Genomic DNA, 5,018 nt, shown 5'->3' with positions numbered 1-5,018 from the left:
GAACCCGGAAGCTAAGCCTCACAGCGCCGATGGTACTGCAGGGGGGACCCTGTGGGAGAGTAGGACGCCGCCGAACAATCATTCCAAAGAACCCCACCCGATTTCGGGTGGGGTTCTTTGCGTTTCCGGACACGGTGTGACGGAGAGGACCGTCCGGCCGATGCCCCGGGTGCGGTGAAGGGGTCCACAGGGGTCCCCGGTAGCCCCTCGTCGCCGTCAATATGGCGCTAAAACTGCCTGATCAGCGCCCTGATCGGTGGAGAATCACGGGTTACGCCGTAGTCTCCAAGGTGAGGGGAACAGATGTCCGGGGTGGTCCCCCGGGCGGGCCGGATCAAGAATGGTGCACATGGGACGCGGCAGGCTGCGGATCTACCTCGGGGCGGCACCCGGGGTCGGCAAGACGTACGCCATGCTCTCCGAGGCGCATCGGCGGCGGGAGCGCGGCACGGACGTGGTCGTCGGGTTCGTCGAGGACCACGGCCGGCGGCACACCGCGGAGCTGGTCGACGGCCTGGAGGTCGTCCCGCGCCGCGAACTCGTCCACCGGGGCGCCTCCTTCACCGAGATGGATGTGGACGCCGTACTGGCGCGCCGCCCGCAGGTGGTGCTGGTGGACGAGCTCGCGCACACCAATGTGCCCGGGTCCCGCGCGGCCAAGCGGTGGCAGGACGTCGAGGAGCTGCTGACGGCCGGCATCGACGTCATCTCGGCCGTGAACATCCAGCACCTGGAGTCGCTGGGCGACGTGGTCGAGGGCATCACCGGGGTCCGGCAGCGGGAGACCGTGCCGGACGAGGTGGTGCGGCGGGCCGACCAGCTCGAACTGGTCGACATGTCGCCGCAGGCCCTGCGCCGGCGGCTGGCCCACGGCAACGTCTACGCGCCGGAGAAGGTCGACGCCGCCCTCGCCAACTACTTCCGCCCCGGGAACCTCACCGCGCTGCGCGAGTTGGCGCTGCTCTGGACGGCCGACCGGGTCGACGAGTACCTGCAGAAGTACCGGGCCGAGCAGGGCATCAAGGGCACCTGGCAGGCCCGGGAACGGATCGTGGTCGGCCTGACCGGCGGGCCCGAGGGGGCGACCCTGATCCGCCGGGCGGCCCGGATCGCCGCCCGGGGCTCCGGCGGCGAGCTGCTGGCCGTTCACATCTCCCGCTCGGACGGCCTGGCCGGTTCGGGCTCCGGCTCCTCCCAGGCGCTGATCGAGCAGCGGGCCCTGGTGGAGAACCTGGGCGGCAGCTACCACGCGGTGCTCGCCGACGACCCCGCCGCCGGGCTGCTGGACTTCGCCCGCGGCGTGAACGCCACCCAGATCGTGCTGGGCACCAGCCGCCGACCCGCCTGGCAGTACATCTACGGCCCGGGCGTGGGCACCACGGTGACCCGGGCGTCCGGTGACATCGACGTGCACATCGTCACGCACGAGCAGGCCGCCAAGGGCCTGGGCCGGGTCCCGATCCGCAGGGTCACCGACCTGGGCCGGTCGCGCACCGTCGCGGGCTGGCTGATCGGCCTGGGCGGCCCGCCGCTGCTGGCCCTGCTGCTGACCCACGTCGAGGGCCTCGGGCTCTCCACCGACATGCTGCTGTTCCTGTCCCTGACGGTCTGCGCGGCGCTGGTCGGCGGGCTCTTCCCGGCGATCGCCTCGGCGCTGGTCGGGTCCTCGGCGCTGAACTACTACTTCGCCCCGCCGATCCACACCTTCACCATCGACGAGCCGCAGAACATCATCGCGGTGGGGATCTTCACCGCCGTCGGCATCGCGGTCGCCTCGGTGGTGGACCTCGCCGCCCGGCGCACCCATCAGGCAGCCCGCAGCCAGACCGAGGCACAGACGCTCAGCGCGCTGGCCGGCACGGTGCTGCGGGGCGCGCCGGGCGGGGACGGTGTGCTGACCGCGCTGCTGGAGCAGGTCCGGGAGACCTTCCAGCAGGACGCCGCCGCGTTGCTGGAGCGGCCCGATCCGATCGGGCCGTGGCAGTCGGTGGCGGCGGCCGGGCCGCGCCCGCCGTTGCGGCCGGAGACCGCGGACGTGGACGTCCCGGTCGGCGACACCCTGGCGCTGGTGCTGCGCGGTCGGGTGCTGCCCGCCGAGGACCGCCGGCTGCTCGGCGCCTTCGCGGCCCAGGCCGCCGTGCTGCTGGAACGCCGCCGGCTGGCGGGGGAGGCCGTCGCGGCCCGGCGGGAGGCGGAGGGGAACCGGATCCGTACGGCGCTGCTGGCCGCCGTCTCGCACGACCTGCGGACCCCGCTGGCGAGCATCAAGGCCTCGGTCAGCTCGCTCCGCTCGGCGGACGTCGAGTGGGACGAGGCGGACGAGGCGGAGCTGCTGGCCGGGATCGAGGCCGGCGCCGACCGGCTCGACCACCTGATCAACAACCTGCTCGACATGAGCCGGCTGCAGACCGGTACCGTCACGCCGCTGATCCAGGAGACCGATCTGGACGAGGTGGTGCCGTTCGCGCTCGGCGGTGTGCCGCCCGACGCCGTGCGGCTGGACGTCCCCGAGACGCTGCCGATGATCCGGGCCGACGGGGGGCTGCTGGAGCGCTCACTGGCCAATCTGGTCGAGAACGCCGTCAAGTACAGCCCGGACGGCTTGAAGGTGCTGGTCAAGGCCGACGCGCTGCACCCGGCGGGCGGACCGGGCCGGGTCGAGCTGCGGATAGTCGACCGCGGACCGGGTGTGCCCGAGGACGCGAAGGAGCGGATCTTCGCGCCGTTCCAGCGGTACGGGGACGCGCCGCGCGGGGCCGGGGTGGGCCTCGGGCTCGCGGTGGCGCGCGGCTTCGTCGAGGCGATGGACGGCACCGTGACGGCCGAGGACACCCCTGGCGGCGGTCTCACCATGGTCGTCACCCTGCCCGCCGTGGAGCGCCCGCCGGAGCCGACCGGCCAGGCCGAGGCGCCCGAGGCGGCCGAGCGGGCCGGCTCGCCCGAACACCACCCCGGGTCGGCCTCCTCGGCCGCACCCGCCGTCGGCCCGTCCTCGGGGCCGACGGACCGCCCTTCCCCGGTATGACCACCATCCTTCCGACAGCTGTGAAAGGCGGAGCCCGTATGACCCGGGTCCTCGTCGTGGACGACGAACCGCAGATCGTCCGCGCGCTGGTGATCAACCTCAAGGCCCGCAAGTACGAGGTCGACGCGGCCCACGACGGAGCCGGCGCCCTGGAGCTGGCGGCCGCCCGCCACCCCGATGTGGTGGTCCTCGACCTCGGACTGCCGGACATGGACGGCGTCGAGGTGATCAAGGGCCTGCGTGGCTGGACCAGGGTGCCGATCATCGTGCTCTCGGCCCGGCACGCCTCCGACGAGAAGGTCGAGGCACTCGACGCGGGCGCCGACGACTACGTCACCAAGCCCTTCGGGATGGACGAGCTGCTGGCCCGGATGCGCGCCGCCCTGCGCCGGGCCGAACCGGTGGCCGGCGAGGACGACTCCCTGGTGGTCACGGACAGTTTCACCGTCGACCTCGCGGCGAAGAAGGTCAACCGGGACGGCGCCGACATCCGCCTGACGCCCACTGAGTGGCACCTGCTGGAGGTACTGGTCCGCAATGCCGGCCGGCTGGTCAGCCAGACCCAGCTGCTCCAGGAGGTCTGGGGCCCGGCCTACCGCACCGAGACCAACTACCTGCGGGTCTATCTCGCCCAGCTGCGCCGCAAGCTGGAGCGCGACCCTTCGCACCCGCGCCACTTCATCACCGAGCCGGGCATGGGCTACCGCTTCGAGAGCTGACGGCGGGGCCCGTCCGGCCCCGGCCGACTCGGTGACCTGCCGCCGGGGCCCCCAGAACCGGTACCCTTCCGACATGAGTGGTGACATCAGCAGCGACCAGCCGCAGGGCCGCTTCCGCCGCATGCTCAACCGGTTGACCTCCTCCGCGGCGGAGCTCCAGGCGGAGGAGCTGCGCCAGGAGATCGCGGCGGAGTCGGGCTGCACCCCGATCGCCAGCTGCGGGGACCGTCAACTGGTCACCGTCGCCGGCACCCTGCGGACGGTGACCCTCCGCCCGCGGGCCGGCGTGCCCGCGCTGGAGGCCGAGCTCTTCGACGGTACCGAGGCACTGGACGTGGTCTGGCTCGGTCGGCGTTCCATCGCCGGCATAGAGCCGGGCCGCAGGCTGGTGGCCAGCGGCCGGATCGGCCACGCACGCGGGCGCCGCGTGCTGTTCAACCCCCGCTACGAACTGCGTCCGGTCGGACACGGGAGCGAATGAGCGTGAGCAACCAGCCCGGCGGCGACCCCGCCGCCCAGCTCGGCGTGGTCGAGATCGAGCCCGGCGACGAGGCGGCCCGACAGGCCGCCGCCTCCCGCGAGGCCGCCGACACCGTGATGAAGGCGTTCGGCGGTGTCCGCGGCATGGTCGACATGACGCTGCCCGGCCTGGTCTTCATCGTCACGTACAACATCACCCACCAGGTCCCGGCGGCCGCCTGGGCCGCGCTCGGACTGAGCGGCCTGTTCGTGGTGGCCCGGCTGGCCCGGCGGGAGACCGTCCAGCACGCCTTCAGCGGCGTTTTCGGGGTCGCCATCGGTGCCTGGATCTCCATGAAGACCGGCAAGGCGGAGAACTTCTACCTGCCCGGCCTGCTCTGGAACGTCGGCTACTGCATCGGCCTGGCCGTCTCGGCGCTGGTCCGCTGGCCGATGATCGGCCTGATGCTCGGCCCGATCACCGGGGAGATGTTCACCTGGCGCAAGCAGAACCCGGGCCGGCTCGCGGCCTACACCAAGGCCACCTGGGCCTGGGTGGTGATCATGGGGATCAAGCCGGTGATCCTCTTCCCGCTGTACTTCACCCACAACGTCAACCTGCTCGGTTGGCTGAAGGTCGCCCTGGGCATCCCGCCGATGCTGCTGGCGATGTACGTCACCTGGCAGATCCTGCTGAAGGCGCCGCCGCCCATCAAGGCGCAGCTGGACGACGAGCCGGCCGAGACGCCGCCGGGGGACAGGTAGCGCCCGAAAGCACCGCGGACGTGAGCGGGGCCCGCACTCGATCCGAGTGC

General features: G+C 72.4%; 4 protein-coding genes and 1 rRNA gene. All 5 read left to right on the top strand.

What is annotated here, in order from left to right:
* Positions 1 to 76 (top strand): 5S ribosomal RNA (gene rrf, locus ACFXHB_RS44315); the annotation flags it as partial.
* 273 nt (positions 77 to 349) lie between these two features.
* A complete protein-coding gene (locus ACFXHB_RS44310; protein WP_380582844.1) occupies positions 350 to 3,025 on the top strand; it encodes an ATP-binding protein in 2,676 nt (891 codons plus the stop codon).
* A gap of 38 nt (positions 3,026 to 3,063) precedes the next feature.
* Entirely contained in the window at positions 3,064 to 3,744 is a 681-nt protein-coding gene (locus ACFXHB_RS44305) for a response regulator (RefSeq protein WP_380582842.1), read from the top strand.
* Between the two features lie 73 nt (positions 3,745 to 3,817).
* Positions 3,818 to 4,225: an OB-fold nucleic acid binding domain-containing protein gene (locus ACFXHB_RS44300; RefSeq protein WP_380582840.1), complete on the top strand. Its 408-nt coding sequence runs from the start codon at positions 3,818 to 3,820 to the stop codon at positions 4,223 to 4,225.
* 2 nt (positions 4,226 to 4,227) lie between these two features.
* The gene (locus ACFXHB_RS44295) at positions 4,228 to 4,968 is read left to right on the top strand and encodes a DUF3159 domain-containing protein (protein WP_380582838.1); all 741 of its coding nucleotides are present in this window, start codon (positions 4,228 to 4,230) and stop codon (positions 4,966 to 4,968) included.
* Positions 4,969 to 5,018 lie beyond the last annotated feature (50 nt).

This window comes from Kitasatospora sp. NPDC059327 (assembly GCF_042752535.1).
Classification (GTDB): Bacteria; Actinomycetota; Actinomycetes; order Streptomycetales; family Streptomycetaceae; genus Kitasatospora.
Note: the sequence above shows the minus strand (reverse complement) of the source record. Positions and strands in the feature narration are given on the sequence as shown.